The sequence below is a fragment of the Tahibacter soli genome (genome assembly GCF_025717065.2).
Classification (GTDB): Bacteria; Pseudomonadota; Gammaproteobacteria; order Xanthomonadales; family Rhodanobacteraceae; genus Tahibacter; species Tahibacter soli.
The window spans coordinates 1178733-1197454 of sequence record NZ_JAOVZO020000018.1; the positions used below are offsets into that span (position 1 = coordinate 1178733).

Below are 18722 nucleotides of genomic sequence, written 5' to 3' on the forward strand. Positions count from 1 at the left end.
AAGAGGGCGGGCGGCAGCGAGCGAAACGCTTTGTCCAAAGCCGGGCAAAAACTACAAAGCAACAGTCAAAAGCTGTACCCCGGCGTTCGCTGGGGTGACGAGCCAAGAGGGCGGGCGGCAGCGAGCGAAACGCTTTGTTCAAAGCCAAGCAAAAGCTACAAGGCGACAATCAAAGGCTGGATCCCAGCTTTCGCCGGGATGACCAGCCAAAAGACCGCGAGCCAGGAGCGCGAAGCGCCACCAGGAGAGTTACTGCATATTCCACCCATGACTGACGATCAACGACTGCCCCGTGAGCGCATTGCTCTGGAACCCCGCGAACAGCAGCGCGACTTCCGCGACGTCGGCCACGGTGGTGAACTCGCCGTCGACGGTTTCCTTGAGCATCACCTTCTTGATCACGTCGGCTTCCGACAGCCCCAGCGCCTGCGCCTGTTCCGGAATCTGCTTGTCGACGAGCGGCGTGCGCACGAAGCCCGGACAGATCACGTTCGCGCGGATGCCGTGCGGGCCGCCTTCCTTCGCCACCGTCTTGGCGAGGCCGATCAGCCCGTGCTTCGCCGTGACGTACGGCGCCTTGAGCACCGACGCTTCTTTCGAGTGCACCGATCCCATATAGATGATGCTGCCGCCGTTGCCGGCCTTCTTCATCTGTTTGATGCACGCGCGCGTCGTCAGGAATGCGCCGTCGAGATGGATCGCGAGCAGCTTCTTCCACTCGGCGTAGGTGAAGTCTTCCACCGGATGCACGATCTGGATGCCGGCGTTGGAGACGAGAATGTCGACCGTGCCGAACGCCTGCACGGTCGCGGCGACGGAGACGTCGACCTGCACTTCGTCCGTCACGTCGACCGCGACGCCGATCGCCTGGCCGCCGGCATGGCGGATTTCCGCGGCGGCGGCCTCGGCCGCGTCGATGTTGAGATCGGCGATCGCGATCTTCGCGCCCTCGCGCGCATAGCGCAGCGCGATGGCCTTGCCGATGCCGCTCGCGGCGCCGGTGACATAAGCGACTTTGTCTCGAAGTTGCATGGGGATCTTTCCTGTCTGGGAGGTGTCAGGGCTTGCGCGTCAGGTCGTACTGCGTGACGCCGTCGTCGAGTCCGCTCGACTTGAGCCACTCGGGGTGGTTGATCGTGTCGCACATGTCGCGCCTGCCGGCGTCCCAGTGCTCGCGCACCGACGTGCGCGAAAATTCGTAGTCCTTCGATTCGAGCTCGTAGGGCTTGTGCCGGTAGATCAGCTGCACGATGTCGACCGGCGCGCTCTTGAGCGCCGCGACCATCGCCTGTACGGCCGGCTGCTTGCGCGTGGCGGCCGGCAGGCCGGCGAGGATTTCGCGCAGCGCCTGGCGCTCGTTCGCGATCTGCGCCGCCTTGTCGCTGTTGTAGCGCGTGCGGCTCGAGTAAAGAATGTCCTTCTGCCGCTGCGCCACTTCGGCGAGATTGCGCGGCAAGAGGCCGCGCGCGGCGAAAAGATCGACCTGCAGCACGAGGAGGCTCCTGCCTTCGCGTGCGTCGAGCACGTACTGCAGCGGCGTGTTCGAGACGATGCCGCCGTCCCAGTACGCTTCGCCGTCGATCTCGACCGGGCCGAACGCCGGCGGCAACGCGCCCGACGCGAGGATGTGCTCGGGGCCGATGCGGCAGCGGTGATTGTCGAAGTATTCCGAGTTGCCGGTACGCACGTTCACCGCGCCGACCGACAGGCGCACGCGCTTGTCGTTGATGAGGTCGAAGTCGACCAGCGATTCGAGCGTGCGCTTGAGCGGGGCGTTGTCGTAGAACGACAGCGCGCGCGGATCGCCGTCGGGCCGCAGCCACGCCGGGGGCACGCGCGGTTCGTAGAAGCCCGGCACGCCGGCGAGGGCCGACCACATCGCGCTCAGCTGGTTGAACGCCAGGCGCGGCTTTTCCAGCGCCTCGCCGAGCCACCCGATCGCCGCGTGCAGCGACGGCGGCTGCAGATGCGAGGAGACGAGATCCCAGAACTCGCGCAGGCGCTCGACGCGCCGCTGCGGCGTGTTGCCGGCGATCAGCGCCGCGTTGATCGCGCCGATCGACACGCCGGCGACCCAGCCCGGCTGGTAGGCGGTCTTGTGCAGCTCCTCGTAGACGCCGGCCTGGTACGAGCCGAGCGCGCCGCCGCCCTGCAGGACGAGGGCGATGCCGTCGTAGTCGCGCGTGATGCTGGGGTGCTTCTTGGCGGTCATCGGGACGTTCTTCGGCGCTGACCGCGAGGGTAGTGACGCGGTGCAGCATTGTCGAGGGGCCGGCTGCCGGGCCGCCCTCGTACCAAAGGACGACTCGACAGCGGCCGGCGGTCGCCGGCGCGTATGGCCGAGTCCGCCGCGATGCCCGTACGAACCGCGCCCGAGCATCACCCTTTGCATACCGACTGGGCGGTACGTTGAAACGATCCATGTGCCTTTAAACCCGAATTTTCGGGGTCCACCGAATTTCACGGCACTTTCACAATGCCGGCAAGACTTTGCGGCATTGACGCAATTTCCACATTCGGAGAGTGCAGCATACAATTGGTTGAAGTATGTTCGTGTCGAGTTTGTTCGTCGTTTCACGTATCTATCGGGGGTTTTGTCCGAAAACCGGGGAGGAAGCTATGCGTTTTGCACGAGCAAGTGTTTTATTGGGGGCGATCGTCGCATCGGGGGCGGCGGTTGCGGGTACGCCGGGGTTCTGTAATTCGGCGGCGATCACGATCAACGATGCGGCCAATGCCAGTCCGTATCCGTCCGCCGTCACCGTGGTCGGTGCGCCGGGCAGCATCACGGGCGTCACGGTCAGTCTGAACGGCGTGACGCACGCGTTTCCCGACGACCTGAGCATCGTGCTCGTCGGGCCGACCGGCGCGGCGCTGCTGTTGCAGTCGGGCGCCGGCGACTCCGCATCGGCGCTGTCGGGCGTCAGCTACACGTTCGCCGATGCAGCGGCGGCGCAGCTGCCCGACCTCACCGGCTGGGCCCCCGGTTCGTACAAGCCGACCAGCTACTACGGCGGCGGCGACAATTTCCCGGCGCCGGGTCCGGGCGTGACGTACGGCAACCCGGGACCGGGCGGCGGCGGCACGGCGACGCTCGCCAGCGTCTACAACGGCACGAGCGCCAACGGCACCTGGAATCTCTACGCGGTCGACTTCGCGGCCGGCGACGCCGGACAGATCTCCGGCGGCTGGTGCATCGCGTTCACCGGCACGCCGGTGTCCCTGCAGCAGTTCACCGTCGAATGACCGGGAGAGACGACATGCGCACAATGATATTTTTCGCTGCGGTGACGTTCCTCGCCGCGTCGACGGCGCAAGCCGCCAAACCCGTGACCGAAGCCGACCCGGCGACGCCGTCCGTCGCCGCCTGGCGCACCTCGCAGCATCCCACGACGCCGCATCGCGCGGCGCCGGGTCCGCAGGGCGGGCCGGTGTCGTTCAGCAACGCCACCGCCATCACGATCACCGACTGTCCGAATCCGTGTCCCGCGTCGGGCCAGGCCGCGAGCCTGTATCCGTCGCCGATCGTGGTGTCGGGCGTCACCGGCGTCGTGCAGCGCGTTTCGGTCACGATCAACGGTTTCTCGCATGCGTTTCCGGCCGACACCGACTTCCTGCTCGTATCGCCGTCGGGCCGCAAATCGGTGCTGATGTCCGACTTCGGCGCCGGCAGCCCCGGCGTGTCGAACATCGACGTCACGATGGACGACTACGCCGCGCGGCCGATTCCGTCGACCGTCACCGGCAACACGGGCGTACCGTTCGTGACCGGCTCGTACCGGCCGGCCAACAGCGGTACGACCGACCTGTTTCCGGCACCCGCACCGGCGTCGCCGTATACCTACACGCTGTCGGCGTTCAACGGCGACGCGCCGAACGGCACGTGGAATCTCTACATCATCGACGACGCTAACCTCGACGGCGGCAGCATCAGCGGCGGCTGGACGATCACGTTCGACGACCGGCCGACGCCGCCGGCGGCGGGCGACATCCTGATCTCCGAGTTCCGCACGCGCGGCGCCGGCACCACGCCGCCGGGCTCGGACGGTTCGGCCGACGAGTTCATCGAGATCTACAACAATACCGATGCCTCGATCACGATCATCGACGCGATACCGGGCGCCGACCCGACCAGCCCGACGGGCGCCGGCTGGCGCTTCGCCGGTGCGCAGGGCGCGACCGAAACGACGTTCCTCGTGCTGCCGCAGACGCTGTCGACCGCGGGACCGATCGCGTTGCCGCCGCGCGGCTACTTCCTGGTCTCGACGCAGCCGACGACGCCGAGTCCGGCCGGCAATACGTACAGCCTCGCGACGTATCCGACCGGCACCGGCATCACGGCCAGCGGATCGGCGAACGTGTCGGTCAATCCGGCGTCGGCGACGGTCGGCTTCTTCCCGGACGACGTCGGCATCGCGGTGTTCTCGACCGCGGCGGCGGTAACGGCGAACCGGCTCGATTCGGTCGGCTACAGCTCGGTCACGAACGCCGACTACAAGGAAGGCACGGGCCTGTCGCCCGCGGCCGGCATCGTCACGGCGGGCCAGCATTCCTGGATCCGCAAGCCGTCGGGCAACCGTCTGCAGGATACCGGCGACAACGCGGCCGACTTCCAGCTCGTGTCGACGACCGGCGCGACGATCGACGGCGTGGCGTCGACGCTCGGCGCGCCGGGTCCGCAGCGCGGCCCGACGATGACGGCGTACACGACGACGAGCGCGCCGATCGTGCACACGGGCGACTTCGCGATGGCGATCATCGATCCGCTGCAACCGTCGACGAGCGCGCCGAACCAGGTGCGCGACCCGACGCCGGTGACGAACGGCAATCTCGGCACGCTGAAGATCCGCCGCATGTTCACCAACAACACCGGCCTGCCGGTGGTCGCGTTGCGCTACCGCGTGAGCAAGATTCCGACGCTGACCGGCGGCGCGGCGTCGCCGCAGGGCGACTACCGCGTGCTCAATTCGCCGACGCAGACGATCACGCTGACCGACACGACCTCGGTTACGGGACAGGCGCTCACGGTGCAGACGCCGGCCGCGCAGGCCGACGGCGGCGGTCTGAACACGTCGCTCGCCGAAGGCGTCGTCACGACGACGGCGCCGCTCGCCAACGGCGCGAGCACGGTCGTCGAGTTCAACCTCGGCGTGATGGTCGAAGGCTCGCCGCGCTTCCACGTCGCGGTCGAAGCGCTGACCGTTCCGCCGCAGTAACGGGTCGATCCCGGACCGGCGCCGCGGATTTCCCGCGGCGCCGTTTTTTTTGGATTTTTCAGTCGAGATACGCGGGAAACGCCGGCAGCGCCTTGAAGTCGGCCGGATCGTGCTGGATCACGACGCGCGCCTTCGTGCGCTTCGCGATCGCCTCGACGCGGTCCATCGACGCGAGCGTGTCGGCGCGGCTGTCGTTGAACGACGGCAGGCGGCGCTGCGCGCGGTTCTCGCGCGTGTGCCACAGGTCGCCCGCGAGGATCACCGTGCCGCTTTTCGCGAGCGTCAGCATCAGCACCTGATGGCCCGGCGTGTGACCCGGCGTCTTCAGGATCTTCACGCTGCCGTCGCCGAACACGTCGTAATCGCCGTCGACCGGTTTGGTCTTCGCGGTCTTGTAGGCGGCCAGCGTCGACGGATCGACGCCGAACGGCGGCGGCGTCTGCTCGGCCCAGTGCGTTTCCTTCGAATTCACGAGCCACGTCGCCGCGCCGAACAGGCCCGCGTTGCCCAGGTGATCGAAGTGAAAATGCGAGAAAGCGATAAAGTTCACATCGGCCGGAGAAATCTTGATTTCGGCGAGCTGGTCCGCCATCGTCTTCGAGATCGACAGGCGAATGCCGCTGGGGCTCTCGGCGGGCTTGTCCGCGAGCTTGTCGCCGAGGCCCGTATCCCAGACGAGTATGCCGTTCGGATGTTTCACGACGAAACAGGAAGCCGCGAGCGTCGCGGGCTTGCCGTCGTATTCGCCGGTGTCGGCGAAGATGCCGAAATCCTTGAACTGCACCGTGCCGCAGTCGAGCGCGTAAAGGCGCACGTCGGGTTTCGCAGCGGCGTGCGCGAGCGACGCGCCGGTGAAGAGCACAGCCGCGGCGACGGCGCCGCGCAGGGTGTTGGCGATCATGGTGTTCTCCGGTTGGGAAGCGCGATGCTACGCTGGCGGGGCGCGCGCAACGCTCGATCTCGAACGCGAAACGATCACGCGTCGGACGAACGCGCCTGGAACGATTGCGCGTCGAACATCTACGGCTGGCTGATGCGCGACGGCTCGATGCCGTAGCGATCGGCGAAGCGCCTGGCGAACGTCGACGCCGACGCGTAGCCCACGCGCCCCGCGACGCTTTTCACCGGCAACGGCGTCGTGATCAAGAGGTTCAGCGCGTGCGCGAGGCGCGCGTCGGCGACGATGTCGCGCAGCGACGCGCCTTCGTCGGCCAGCCGGCGGCGCAGCGTCGCGCCGCTGACGCCGAGGTCGGTCTCCAGCTGCGACGACGTCCAGTCGCGCGCCGGATGCGCATCGACCATCGCGCGGATGCGCTGCGCGAGCGTCGGCGCCGGCGGATGCAGTAGCGCCGAATGACCGCGCCGCGACAGCGCCAGCACGACGCCGACGAGCGCATAGCGCACGCCGAGCGGGTCGCCGCGCTCGACCGCGTCGCGCCATGCGAGGAGTTCGTCGGCATAGTCGCGCACCGCGAGCACGGCCGCCGCACGGCTCGGCGCGAGCGGCGGCTCGGGCAGCAGGCGCCGCGCCGCTTCCAGCACGTCGACCGGGAACAGCATCGCGACCGCCAGATACGGCCGTTCGGCATCGGGCGGCACGTTTTCGGTGTCGAAGCGGCAGCCGGTCGGCAGGAGCGCCATGTCGCCGGTGTGCACGAGCGTCCAGTCCGACTCGGCGCGCAGGCGCTTGTGGCCTTGCAGCGGCACGGCCAGCATCGGCTGGTCGACGGCGATCGACTTGACGAGATAGGCGTGCGTCGCGCGGATGTACAGCAGCGGTTGTTCGAGATCGGGACGCGCCAGTTCGGCGAGTTGCGCGATGAGCGGTGCGAGGTCTTTCGTCGGATCGAGCATGAGGGCAAGCATAGCGCGGCATCGCCGCGCCGCCGATGCGACTTCCGCCGCCTGTCGCTTCTCGCACGTCGCACCGCTGCGCTCGCGCAGGCACAATCGCCGGATTGTTTGTCGAAACGGAGCGTCACGCATGAGTCTCGTCAACGATATCGGCGCGGGCCTGGACGGTCTTGCGCAGCTGCGCGCGCTGATCGCGTCGGGCCGGCGGCCCGGCATCGCGGTGTCGCTCGATTTCAATCTCGTGGAGATCGACGCGGGCTTCGCGGTGTTCGAGGGCGTGCCCGGCGAGCACGCGTACAATCCGATCGGCACCGTGCACGGCGGCTACGCCGCGACGCTGCTCGATTCGGCCTGCGGCTGCGCGGTGCATTCGAAGCTCACGGCGACGCAGGCGTATACGACGCTGGAACTGAAGATCGCGTATCACAAGGCGATCCTCGCCGACACGGGCCTCTTGCGTGCGGAAGGCCGCATCGTCAGCATCGGCCGCCGCGCGGCGTTCGCCGAAGGGCGGATCGTCGACCGCGAGGGCAGGCTGTACGCGTCGGCGACGTCGACGCTGCTCGTGTTCGAACGCTAAGTACTATCGAGGGTTTTACTTGTGGACAATGCAAAACGTCGCGTCGTCGTCACCGGGCTCGGCACGGTCAGTCCCGTCGGCAACGACGTCGACACCGCGTGGCGCAACGTGCGCGACGCCGTCAGCGGCATCGGACCGATCACGCATTTCGACACCGCCGCCTACGCGACGAAGATCGCGGGGCAGGTGCGCGACTTCGACGCGACGCGCTACATGTCGGCGAAAGAAGTGCGTTTCACCGATCCTTTCATCCACTACGGCGTCGCGGCCGGACGCCAGGCGTTCGACGACGCCGGCCTCGCGGTCACGCCGGAAAACGCCGCGCGCATCGGCGTGGCGATCGGCTCGGGCATCGGCGGCATCGGCACGATGGAAACGACGTCGCTGCTGCTCGCCGAGCGCGGTCCGCGCCGCATCTCGCCGTTCTTCCTGCCGGGCAGCATGATCAACATGGCGTCGGGCTTCCTGTCGATCGGGCTCGGGCTCGAAGGCCCGAACCTGTGTACGACCACCGCGTGCAGCACCGCGACGCACAGCATCGGCCTCGCGCTGCGCACGATCCAGCACGGCGACGCCGACGTGATGATCGCCGGCGGATCGGAACACTCGACGACCGGCACCGCGATCGCCGGCTTCTGCTCGGCGCGCGCGATGTCCACGCGCAACGACGCGCCCGGCGAGGCGAGCCGGCCGTGGGACGCCGAACGCGACGGCTTCGTGCTGTCCGACGGCGCCGGCGCGCTGGTGCTCGAGGAGTACGAGCACGCGAAGGCGCGCGGCGCGAAGATCTACGCCGAACTCGCCGGCTTCGGCATGTCGAGCGACGCCTACCACGTGACCGCGCCCGAACCGAGCGGCGACGGCGCGCGCCGCAGCATGCGCAACGCGCTCGCCGACGCGGGCCTGAATCCCGCCGACGTCGGCTACGTCAACGCACACGCGACGTCGACGGAACTGGGCGACCGCGCCGAAGTGCAGGCGATCTACGCCGCGTTCGGCGAACACGCGCGGCGCCTCGCGGTGAGTTCGACGAAGTCGACGACCGGGCATCTGCTCGGCGCGGCCGGCGCGGTCGAGGCGATCTACAGCGTGCTGGCGCTGCATTACGGCGTGATACCGCCGACCGCGAACCTGCACGTGCCGGGCGAGGGCTGCGATCTCGACTTCGTGCCGCGGGTCGCGCGCGACGCGAAGCTCGTCGCGGCGATCTCGAACTCGTTCGGTTTCGGTGGCACGAACGGCACGCTCGCGTTCAAGAAGGTCTGAGCGCGGCGCCGTCCGCGCCGGCGCGTCGTCGCGCGTTCACGCCGCGCATTGCAAATCGCGGCGCGGTCGCGCTCGCCGCTCATGCAGGGCGCGGCGACGGCGTCGCCTCCCTGCCGAACTGTGCCGTTGCGCAACCGTTGCCGATGCGCGACGAACGGCGACGATGGCCGGCGTTGTCGCGCAGAGCCCGCTTCCCGGGCCGCTCGTTAAGAAAATGAACAATTGCTGTTGTCGTTTCGTTCGCTGGCATCGGCCTTGAACGACCCCTACCGACCGGGATCGGTGGGAGACGACGATGAAAGCCAGCGACGGTATGCAACGGGGAACGGTGCGGCGGATGCGCGATGCGGCGCTCTGCGCGTGTTTGATAGGCATGGCGGGCGCGGCGCTCGCCGAGTCCGCCGTGCGCCGCGTGTCGACGACGCCGCCCGTGCGCGGTGCGGCGCCCGCCGATGCGGAAGGGATGACCTGCGCGACGATACCGGACGACGGCTACGACGGCAGCCTCGGCTCGATGACGTGCGTCGACGTGCCCGGCGTGAACGCGACGGTCGAGCACGTCAAGCTGCACCTGGCGCTGCGGCATCGCTTCGCCGGCGACCTCGTGGTCAAGGTCGTCGACCCGGGCAATCGTGCGGTGACGGTGATGAGCCGGCCGGGCATGCCGGAAAGCGCCGACGACGGCTCGGGCTGCTGCGGCGCTCCGGCCGGATTGACGCAGACCTCGCCGGTCAGCTTCGCCGACGACGCGGCCGGACCGTCGGCCGAAGCGATGGGCGCGGGCTTGCGCGACGCCCAGGTCGTGTGTCGCGACGATCCGAACTGCGCGTTCGTACCGGCGGCGGGCGCGGCGGCGCCGGGCGGTCTGTCGACGTTCAACGGCGCGAACGGCGCGGGCACGTGGAAGGTGTGCGTCGGCGACGCCGAGAATCTCGAGACCGGCGGCCTGTGTTCGGCCGTGCTCGCGTTCAACCGTCTCGAAAGCGATCTGGCGCTGACCGCGACGTTTCCGAACGGCATGTCGGCCGACCAGCCGTACGTGCTCGCGTTCGACGCGGTCAACCGCGGGCCTAGCGCGCAGACGAACGTCTTCGTGAACGCGGTGCTGTCGTCGGGCCTGAGCTACGTGTCGGACGACTGCGGCGGCGTGCCGAGCGGCGAGGGCTGGCGCTGGAACGCCGGCGCGCTCGGCGTCGATGCGCACGCGCGCTGCAACGTCACGGTGCGCATGGCGCAGTCGGGCCAGTGCCGTTCGGTCAGCACGACCGCGGGCATCGCCGGCGACATCGCCGACCCGCAGCCGCAGAACAACGTCGCGGTCGCGCAGGAAGGCGATGCGAACCGCGTCGTCGATCCGGGCTACGAAGCGTCCGGACCGGCCGGCGGCGGCGCGTGGACGTCGACGTCGACGAACTTCGGCCACGTGTTCTGCGCGGTCGGTCGCTGCACCGACGTACCGACGCTCAACGCCTGGGACGGCGACTGGTGGGCGTGGTTCGGCGGCGTCGATCCGGTCATGCCGGGCGATGCGGCGTTGCCCGAAATCGGCACGGTCCGGCAGACGGTCGCGATTCCGGCCGGCGCGACGGCGCTCGCGTTCCGGCTGCGCGTGCCGAGCTGCAGCGGCAGCGCGTCGGACTTTCTCGCGCTCACCGTCGACGGCGTCGAGCGCTGGCGCGTCGACGCGAGCGACGCCACGCTGTGCGGCGGCACCGCGTACACACAGCAGACGGTCGACGTATCGGCGTTCGCCGACGACGCGAACCATGTCGTCGAGTTGCATGGCGAGCAGCGGGCGGCGGGCGGCGCGACGTCGTTCTTCGTCGACGACGTGCAACTCGTCGCGCCGGCGGTCTGCGGTCGCGGCGACAGCGTCTACCTCGACGGGTTCGAGGGCGCGACGCCGTAGCGATCGGGCGCGTCGGGCAGCGCGCCGCGGCGAGTCAGGCGACGGCCGCGGCGCAGCGGCGGGCGAGGTCGATGTCCTTGAACGCGGTCAGGCGCGGCAGCACGCTGCGCAAGAGCGCGCGGGCGGCGCGCTTTTCGCCGAGCCGCGCGCTGGCGATCACCAGGTGCGCGGCGATGAAGTCGCAGACCATCTGCGTCAGCGGCGTGTTGGATGCCGCGGCCTGGCCTTCGATCGCGCGCTCGAAACGATCCTTCGCGACGTCGTCGTGGCCGCGTTCGAGCGCGATCAGGCCCTCGGCGTAGTCGACGAACGTCTGCGCGAGCGCCGTGCGCGTGCGGCCGGCGATGCCGGCGAGCAGGCGCTGTGCCGCGTCCGCGTCGCGCCGGCGCCAGACGAGCGTGACCGCGTAGTCGATCGTTTCGGGCATGCCGCCGCCGGAGAGGCGCCACGCCTCTTCCTGGCAGCGCAGGGCGCCGGTCCAGTCGCGTGCGGCGAAGTGGATCGACGCGATGCGGCCGAGGTACACCTGCCGGGGTGCGACGGTCGCCTCGTAGTGCGCGACGCTCGCTAGCGCGGCGGCGAGATCGCCCTGCGCCGCCACCGCGGTCGCGTCGCGGATGTCGACGTCGAACCGCGGCGTCGGGGCCAGAAACCACCGCCGCCAGCGGCGAAAGAACGCGCATTGCCTGCGCACGTCGTCCCAGCGCGCCCACGCCGAAGCGTCGAGCAGCTTCTGGTACGCCAGCGACGGAACCGCCGCCCAGGCGGGAAACGCAAGGCCGATCGCCGCGAGCGCGAAGCTCGCCTGGTCGACGAGCGAATACGGCGCGCCGCCGGCGAGATTCCACAATGCCCACGCGAGCGGCGGCACCCAGGCGATCCAGTTGCCGATGTAGCAGGCGCGCACGAACGCGAAACCGTGCAGCGGATCGGTGAGCGCGGCGAGCTCTGCGTCGGCGCTGACCTCGGCCGGCGCCATGCCTTCGGCACGCAGCTGCGCAGGCAATATCTCGTCGGTGTGGAACACGATGTCGCGCAGCCCGCTTTGTTCGAGCCGGAACTTCGCGGCATCGAGACTCGCCGCGTCGATGCGGCCGGCGCGGCGCCCGCCGTCGTCGCCGGCGGCCGAGTAGAGGAACAGCGTCATCGCACTTCCCTGGCTGCGGATGCGCGGTTGTAGCACGGCTCGCCCGTGCATGGCACGCGGCGCTTGCCGTTCGCGGCCTTCATGTTTACAGTGTAAACATGAAGGCGCAGCCGACCACCGCGCAGGCGCTGCTCAAGGCCGCGCGCAAGCTGTTCGAAAAGCACGGCGCCGAGGCCGTGACGATGCGGCGCGTCGGAGATGCGGTCGGCGTCAGCGCGATGGCGATCTACCGGCACTATCCGAACCGGCAGGCGCTGCTCGACCGCATCGCGACCGAGGCGTTCGTCGATCTCGCCGCGCATCTCGCCGCCAAGGCGACGCAGACCGACCCGCTCGCGCGGCTGACGCAGCTCGCCGACCTGCATCTCGACTTCGCGCTCGCGCACCGCCGCCTGTACGACTACATGTTCTTCGCGCCGCGGCCGGGGGCGCGCAAATATCCGGACGATTTCCACGCGCGCGGTTCGCCGACCGCCAATCCGCTCGCCGATGCCGTCGCCGACGCGATGCGCGCGGGGCAGTTGCGCGACGACGACGTCTGGGCCGTGGCGTTCGCGCTGTCGACCCAGGCGCACGGCCTCGTCGCGCTGTATCTCGGCGGCCGTTTCGCGTTCACCCTGCCGCAATTTCGCGCGTTCTATCACGCCACGCTCGGGAGACTCATCGATGGACTCAAAGCCCGCTGACGCGCCGCTCGCGTTTGCGTTCGCCGCCTTCGCCGCGACCGCCGCCGGCGCGTACTTCGCCTATGCGCTGCAACCCGTGTGGTGGCTCGCCTGGCTCGCGCCGATCCCCGTATTCGCGTACGCGCTGCGCGCCGGCCGCGCGATGGCGTTTGCCGTCGCCGCGCTCGCGTTTCTCGCCGGCGCCGCGAGCTGGTGGCCGTTCCTGCACGGCCGCCTGCACGTTCCGGCGTTCGCGCTCGCCGCGGCGTTCGCGGTGCCGTCGCTGCTGTTCGGCGTCGCCGCGCTCGTGCTGCGCGCGTTCGCGCGGCGCGGATTCGTCGCCGCCGCGCCGTTCGCGGTCGCCTGCCTGTGGACCGCCGTGTCGTTCGTCGCCGCGTCGACGTCGGTCGACGGCACCGCCGGCAATCTCGCGTATTCGCAGATGGACTTCCTGCCGGCGATCCAGATCGCCGCGTTCGGCGGCATCCACGCGATCGGTTTTCTCGTGATGCTGTTCGCCGCGAGCATCGCCGTGGTCTTCGCACCGGTCGCGGCGAACGCGCGCCTGCGCGCATCGGCGATCGGCGTCGCCGTCGTCGCGCTGGCGCTCGCGGCCGGCGGCTGGCGGCTCGCCGACACGGTGGCGCCGACGTTGAAGGTCGCCGCGCTCGCGATCGACGACCCCGGCGCCGAGCTCGTGCCGAAGGCCGGTTCGCCGGCCGGGCAGGCGCTGGTTTCGCGCTACGTCGACGGCGTCGGTGCCGCGGCGAACGCCGGCGCGAAGCTCGTGCTGATTCCCGAGAACATCGCGACGGTCGACGACGCCGCGGCCCCGGCCTTCGAAACGGCGTTCCGCGACGCCGCGCGCGCGAACGCGGTCGACGTCGTCGTCGGCGCCGGCCGCGGCGCGACCGGCCCGGAACGCAACGTCGCCTACGTGTTCCGCGCCGGAGGCGACAAACCGGAAAGGTATACGAAGACGCATCTCGTGCCCGGCTTCGAAAAGCACTTCGCGCCGGGCGACGGCACGCCGCTCGTCGTCGACGATCCGGCCGCGCGCTGGGCCGTGTCGATCTGCAAGGATCTCGATTTTCCGCAGTACCAGCGCAAGTACGGCCTCGCGCGCGCGGGCCTTCTCGTCGTGCCGGCGTGGGATTTCGTCGACGACGCGTGGATGCACAATCGCATGGCCGTGCTGCGCGGCGTCGAGAACGGCTACGCGATGCTGCGCACGGCGCGCGACGGCCTGTTGACGGTCAGCGACGACCGCGGCCGCGTGCTCGCGAGCGTCGAGAGCGCATCGGCGCCGCTCGCGATGCTCGTCGCGACGGCGCCGGTCGCGCATCGTCCGACGTGGTACGCGCGGATCGGCGATGTATTCTCGTATGCCGCGATCGCCGTGTTCGTACTGCTGTGCGCGTTGCTCGCGCTCGACGCGCGCAAGCGCGCCGCCGGATCGATCTGACGTTTTGCGCCCGCTGCCGCTACCGACAGGAAAACATCGAAGTGGAAAACGCTGATATTGCCGCGGCGCTGGCGTCGCCGGATCTCGATACGCCGTGCCTCGTCCTCGACGTCGCGCGGCTCGACGCGAATCTCGCGCGCATGAACGCGATCGTCGCGCGCCTGGGCGTGGCGCTGCGCCCGCACGTGAAGACGGCCAAATGCACGCGCGTGGCGCGCCGGGCGTTCGGCGGCGGCACGGGGCCGATCACCGTGTCGACGTTGCGCGAAGCCGAGTATTTCTTCGCCGACGGTTTTCGCGATCTGCTGTACGCCGTGTCGATCGCGCCGGCGAAGCTTCCACGCGCCGCGAAGCTCGCGCGTGCCGGCGCGCGCATGGCGCTCGTCGTCGACGACGCCGGCAGCGCGCAGGCCGTCGCGAGCGCGGCCGTCGCCGAAGGCGCGGCGTTCGACGTGCTGATCGAGATCGACGCCGACGGCCACCGCGCGGGGCTCAAGCCCGGCGATCCGCGCATCGTCGAGATCGCGCGCGCGCTCGACGCGGCGCCGGGCGTGCGCTTCGCCGGCGTCATGACGCATGCCGGCGGTTCGTACGACCGCGTCGGCGCCGCCGCGCTGCGCGCGCATGCCGAGCGCGAACGCGATGCCGTCGTACAGGCGGCGGCGATGCTGCGCGACGCGGGGCTGCCGTGCGATACCGTCAGCGTCGGATCGACGCCGACGCTGACCTTCGCGCACGATCTCACCGGCGTGACCGAGGCGCGCGTCGGCGTGTACGTCTTCCACGATCTCGTGCAGAGCAACCTTGGCGTGTGCGGGCTCGACGCGATCGCGCTGTCGGTGCTCGCGACGGTGATCAGCCACAAGCGCGACACGGGCCGCGTGATCGTCGACGCCGGAGGGCTGGCGTTGTCGAAAGACCACGGCACCGCGAAGCACGCGATCGACTACGGCTACGGCCAGGTGTGCGCGCTCGACGGCACGCCGATCGCGGGTCTGCGCGTCGTCGAAGTGAACCAGGAGCACGGGCTGATCGCGGCGGCGGACGACGCGGGCGCGCAGGCGATGTTCGAACGCCTGCCGATCGGCGCGCGCGTGCGCGTGCTGCCGAACCATGCATGCATGACGGCAGCGGCCTACGACGCCTATCGGGTGATCGGAGAACGCGGCCTCGAGGTGTGGGAGCGCTGCAACGGCTGGTGACGCGAACGAGCCCGGGCGTGGCGTCGGCGTCCCGCGCTCGCCATGACGTTGTCGACCGTGTTGCCGGCGCCGTTCGTCAGCACCGCGTGGCGAGTGTCGGTGACGAACAGCAGCTTGCCGGCGTCGTCGCGCAAGCTCGCTGAAACGACGCAGGTGTGCCTCCGCGACAGCCGGCCGCCCGATGTTGACGATTCGCGCCGCCGTGATGCGACAGATGTCGTGAAGGTCGCGCGAAGATTCGCCGCGTCGCGTCACAGTACTGGCAGCGCCGATCCGCGCGGGAGGGCCGCATGAGCCGCGAGATACCGCCGATGTCGACCGATCAGGTCGCCGCGTTCGTCGCGCTGGTCGCGCACGGCAGCCTGCGCGCGGCGGCCGACGCGCTGCATCTGTCGGAGGAGGGGCTGCGCAACCGGCTGCTGACGCTCGAGGAGCGCCTGCGCGTGCCGCTGTACGAAAAATCGCGCGGCCGGCGCGGCGACGTGCGCCTGACGCCGCAGGGCCTGCGCTTTCACGCGAAGGCGCTGCGTTTTCTCGCGCATGCGCGCGAGCTGGCGGACCTGTTCGAACCGGCGCCGGCCACGGCCGAGATCCACGTCGCGGCGAGTCACTATCTCGCGTACTACCGTCTGATCGACATCGTCGCCGCGTTTCAGGCCGAGCACGCGCACGTCTCGGTGCGGCTGACCACGCGCAGCGAACGCGAGATTCCGCAGGCGTTCGGCCAGGACCCGCAACTCGCGTTCGGCATCTGCGCGCCGCAGGAATTTCCGGAAGGGTTGAAATACCGGCCGTGGTTTCGCACCGACTGGTACTGCGTCGCGCCACCCGGCCACGCGCTGCTGCGCGGCGACCGCGCGACGCTCGCCGAACTCGCGGGCGAACGCCTGATCCTGTTCGAACCCGGCTCGACCGGGCGCCAGCACGTGCTCGAAGCGTTCTACGCGCAAGGTCTCGCGCCGACGATCGCGCTCGAGGCGACGTCGACGACGGTGATCCTGCGCATGATCGAAGCGGGCCTCGGCGTCGGCATCGTGCCGCTGCTGCCTTCGGGCGCGGTGACCGCCGGACTCGCGGTCGCGGCGCTGCCGCTCGCCGACCCGATACGCCCGATCGAATCGGGCATCTTCAGCCGCGCCGAACCGCTCGACCCGACGGCACGGCGTTTCTGCGATTTCGTGCTCGCGCATTGACGCCGCGAGCCGTGACCCGGAATTTCGGGGACGTCGCGGCGCAAAACCTGCTACCGCGTGCGCATCGCGGCAACTAGTTTCCTTGACACCGCGCGTTCGCGCGGCACGACAAGGAGTCCGTCATGCTGCTTTTTCGGGGTTGTGCAAATCTTTGCGCGGCGCTCGCCGCGCTCGTCTTCGCCGACGTCGCGCACGCCGACGTGCGCGTCTGGCCGAGCTTCACCGGCATCGGCTGCACCGGCACGCTGCAGGCGTGCATCGACGCGTCGGCGGCCGGCGACACGGTCGTCATCGGTGCCGACGATCCGCTGTTTCCCGACGCGTACACCGCGATCGACGAATCGCTGACGATCGTTCGCGGCATCACGCTGCGCGCGGGCGACGGCATCGACGCGGCGTTCGCGCCGGGCCGCGGCATCCGCATCGTCTCGTCCGGCGCCGATCCGTTCGACGCGACGCTCGAACGCCTGCAGCTGCGGCGTGCGCGCATCTACGTCGATCACGGCAGCTCGTCCGCGGCGACGTACCTGCTCGATCGCGTGCGCATCCGCGACGCGGGCGACGGCGACGCGTGCGCGATCGATTTCAACGGCAGCGGCAGCGGCGATCCGCACTTCATCGCCGGCGACGGCGACCTCGGCTTCGAGCGGCCGCGCACGACGAGCAACGCGGCGATCTGCGCGTCGCACGCGAGCGGCAGCTGGCGCGTCGACGTGTTCCGCAACCGCATCGTCGCCGCGCGCGGCGCGCTGTTCGCCGGCATCTCGATCGGCGGGCCGGTCGGCGGCAACGTCGTGATCGACGCGAATCAGGTGCGCGGCATCGATCTCGTCCGCGGCATCACGGTCTCGCACGGCGCCGGCGCCGCGAGCACGATCCGCGTGCAGAACAATGCGATCGCCGGCCAGTCGATACCGGGCCTCGGCGCCGACGAATGGGCGATCCGCGCGGCCGTCGCCAACGCGGCCGTGTTCGTCGTGAACAACACGACGGCCTACAACGCGCGCGGCGTCGCCGTCGTCGCGGTCGGCGGCGGCAACTCAGGGCGCGTGGCGAACAATCTCGTCGCGTTCAACACCGCCAGCGGCCTGCTGATCGACGCCGCGGGCGTGACGAACGCGAACAATCTCGCGTTCGGCAACGGCGCCGACTTTTTCACGCCCGGGCCGGGCACCGTCGTCGCCGATCCGCTGCTGGGCGGTCGCGACGACCTGCGCACGCGCGCCGGTTCGCCCGCGCGCGGCGCCGGCAGCAACGCCGACGCGCCGGCGTTTCCGCTCGGACCCACGTTCGACGCCGACGGCGAACTGCGCATCGTCAACGGCACCGTCGACATCGGGGCGTTCGAGAAGAACGCCGACTACGCCGTCGTCGAACGCGCCGACGCGTCGAACACGAGCGGCAACGTCACGGCCATCACCTCGCTCGCGGGCCTGCTCGGCACGAACGAAGCGCTGCAGCTGACGCCGATCGCATCGCCCGGCGTCGCGAGCGCATCGCTGGCGGCGAACCTCGGCGTCTACCTGGAATCGACAGCGCCGGTCGCGTGGGCCGTGTTCGCCGAAAACCTCGGCGCGCTGCCGCTGACGCGCCGCTACGCCGTGCTCGCGGCGCTCGACGGCCGCGAGCGCTACGTGCACGCCACGACGCTCGCGAACGTCGTCAACACGTTCACGACGCTCGACCATCCCGATCTCAACGGGCGCCCGTTCGCGCTCGCGTTCGTCACGCACAACTGGAATCCCGACGGTGTCGGCGGCACGTATCACGACCATCGGCTCGGCCTCGCGTATGCCGGCGCGCGCTGGGCGATCGGCAACCAGGACCCGACCGACATGCCGGCCGGCCTCTCGTTCAACGTCGCGATCGCGCCGGCCGGTTCGCCGAACGCGTTCGTCGCCGGCGTCGGTGCGTCGTCGCGCGCGGCCGTGCCGGTGTCGCACCGCCTGCTCGACGGCAATCCGTGCGCGGCGCCCTCGGTCACGCGCAACAACGGCGCGAGCGGCGCGTCGAACGACGTCGCGTTCGCGCTGCGCTATCGCCGCGGCGGCCCGGGCGCGGCGGGCGGCTGGCAGATCGAAACGGTCGGCGTCGGCACGCCGGGCTTCACCGCCGGCACCGCGTTCAACGTGATGGTGCAGGGCGCGCAGGCGAACGCCTGCCGCGACGATCGTATCTTCGTCGACGGTTTCGACGGGGAGTAGGCGATTGTCGCGACGGCGGTA

Annotated in this window: 16 protein-coding genes; 11 read left to right on the top strand and 5 right to left on the bottom strand. The window is 69.9% G+C overall.

The window, feature by feature from the left end:
* Positions 1–249: 249 nt before the first annotated feature.
* On the bottom strand, positions 250–1032 hold the full coding sequence (locus OD750_RS18545) for a 3-hydroxybutyrate dehydrogenase (protein ID WP_263542234.1): 783 nt from the start codon (positions 1030–1032) through the stop codon (positions 250–252).
* Between the two features lie 25 nt (positions 1033–1057).
* Positions 1058–2212, bottom strand: a complete 1155-nt coding sequence (locus OD750_RS18550) for a patatin-like phospholipase family protein (RefSeq protein WP_263542233.1) — start codon at positions 2210–2212, stop codon at positions 1058–1060.
* Positions 2213–2619: 407 nt separating this feature from the next.
* Between OD750_RS18550 and OD750_RS18555 the strand changes: the two genes are divergently transcribed.
* Positions 2620–3246, top strand: coding sequence for a hypothetical protein (locus OD750_RS18555; RefSeq protein WP_263542232.1), 627 nt, complete (start codon positions 2620–2622; stop codon positions 3244–3246).
* A gap of 14 nt (positions 3247–3260) precedes the next feature.
* Positions 3261–5216 carry a lamin tail domain-containing protein gene (locus tag OD750_RS18560; RefSeq protein ID WP_263542231.1) on the top strand — a complete coding sequence of 652 codons (1956 nt, stop codon included), beginning with the start codon at positions 3261–3263 and terminating at the stop codon, positions 5214–5216.
* 58 nt (positions 5217–5274) lie between these two features.
* On the opposite strand, the gene OD750_RS18565 is transcribed toward OD750_RS18560, so the two are convergent.
* Both OD750_RS18565 and OD750_RS18570 read right to left on the bottom strand, forming a co-directional pair.
* Entirely contained in the window at positions 5275–6117 is an 843-nt protein-coding gene (locus OD750_RS18565; RefSeq protein ID WP_263542230.1) for an N-acyl homoserine lactonase family protein, read from the bottom strand.
* Positions 6118–6236: 119 nt separating this feature from the next.
* Entirely contained in the window at positions 6237–7082 is an 846-nt protein-coding gene (locus tag OD750_RS18570; protein WP_263542229.1) for a helix-turn-helix transcriptional regulator, read from the bottom strand.
* Positions 7083–7200: 118 nt separating this feature from the next.
* Between OD750_RS18570 and OD750_RS18575 the strand changes: the two genes are divergently transcribed.
* From OD750_RS18575 to OD750_RS18585, 3 genes are all read left to right on the top strand, one after another.
* A complete protein-coding gene (locus OD750_RS18575; protein ID WP_263542228.1) occupies positions 7201–7650 on the top strand; it encodes a PaaI family thioesterase in 450 nt (149 codons plus the stop codon).
* A gap of 21 nt (positions 7651–7671) precedes the next feature.
* Entirely contained in the window at positions 7672–8916 is a 1245-nt protein-coding gene (fabF, locus tag OD750_RS18580) for a beta-ketoacyl-ACP synthase II (protein WP_263542227.1), read from the top strand.
* 295 nt (positions 8917–9211) lie between these two features.
* Positions 9212–10825 (top strand): DUF11 domain-containing protein, encoded by a 1614-nt coding sequence (locus OD750_RS18585; protein WP_263542226.1) that lies wholly within the window; start codon positions 9212–9214, stop codon positions 10823–10825.
* Positions 10826–10859: 34 nt separating this feature from the next.
* On the opposite strand, the gene OD750_RS18590 is transcribed toward OD750_RS18585, so the two are convergent.
* Positions 10860–11972 carry a hypothetical protein gene (locus OD750_RS18590; RefSeq protein WP_263542225.1) on the bottom strand — a complete coding sequence of 371 codons (1113 nt, stop codon included), beginning with the start codon at positions 11970–11972 and terminating at the stop codon, positions 10860–10862.
* A gap of 98 nt (positions 11973–12070) precedes the next feature.
* Between OD750_RS18590 and OD750_RS18595 the strand changes: the two genes are divergently transcribed.
* The 6 genes from OD750_RS18595 to OD750_RS18620 all read left to right on the top strand — a co-directional run bounded on the left by OD750_RS18595 (position 12071) and on the right by OD750_RS18620 (position 18701).
* Entirely contained in the window at positions 12071–12658 is a 588-nt protein-coding gene (locus OD750_RS18595) for a TetR/AcrR family transcriptional regulator (RefSeq protein ID WP_263542224.1), read from the top strand.
* Positions 12639–14102, top strand: coding sequence for a nitrilase-related carbon-nitrogen hydrolase (locus OD750_RS18600; protein ID WP_263542223.1), 1464 nt, complete (start codon positions 12639–12641; stop codon positions 14100–14102). Before OD750_RS18595 ends, OD750_RS18600 begins: the two co-directional genes overlap by 20 nt.
* 41 nt (positions 14103–14143) lie before the next feature.
* Entirely contained in the window at positions 14144–15304 is a 1161-nt protein-coding gene (locus tag OD750_RS18605) for an alanine racemase (protein WP_263542222.1), read from the top strand.
* A gap of 42 nt (positions 15305–15346) precedes the next feature.
* Positions 15347–15598: a hypothetical protein gene (locus OD750_RS18610; protein ID WP_263542221.1), complete on the top strand. Its 252-nt coding sequence runs from the start codon at positions 15347–15349 to the stop codon at positions 15596–15598.
* On the top strand, positions 15595–16497 hold the full coding sequence (locus tag OD750_RS18615) for a LysR family transcriptional regulator (protein ID WP_263542220.1): 903 nt from the start codon (positions 15595–15597) through the stop codon (positions 16495–16497). The genes OD750_RS18610 and OD750_RS18615 overlap by 4 nt, the downstream gene beginning before the upstream one ends.
* Before the next feature lie 122 nt (positions 16498–16619).
* On the top strand, positions 16620–18701 hold the full coding sequence (locus OD750_RS18620) for a DUF7452 domain-containing protein (protein ID WP_263542219.1): 2082 nt from the start codon (positions 16620–16622) through the stop codon (positions 18699–18701).
* Positions 18702–18722 lie beyond the last annotated feature (21 nt).